At 31.3% G+C, this 262-nt stretch carries 1 protein-coding gene; it reads right to left on the minus strand.

The genetic code is table 11. The features are described from left to right. On the minus strand, positions 1 to 192 hold a 192-nt coding region (locus RMT89_RS43755; protein WP_315889321.1), incomplete at its 3' end, for a RepB family plasmid replication initiator protein. Positions 193 to 262 lie beyond the last annotated feature (70 nt).

Here is a 262-nt window from a genome sequence, read left to right on the forward strand (position 1 = left end):
TTCATAGCTCGCATGACGTTCAACATTAAAGGCATTCATATATTCCTGAGCATGAATTTTGATTTCTTTATCCTTTGGTATTTTCTTTTGACGTATTGCCAAGATAGCCAATAGTAAAATCCTTTGCTCTACCACGCCCAAGCTATAACTAGCTTCAATCAATGCATTATCTTTAACGATTAACTTTTTCATCTTTTCATCTCAGAAAATACTTAACGTCAATAATATTGAATTGTCGTTATAACGTCAAATTATTTATTTG

Source organism: Streptomyces sp. P17, from assembly GCF_032436805.1.
GTDB lineage: Bacteria > Actinomycetota > Actinomycetes > Streptomycetales > Streptomycetaceae > Streptomyces.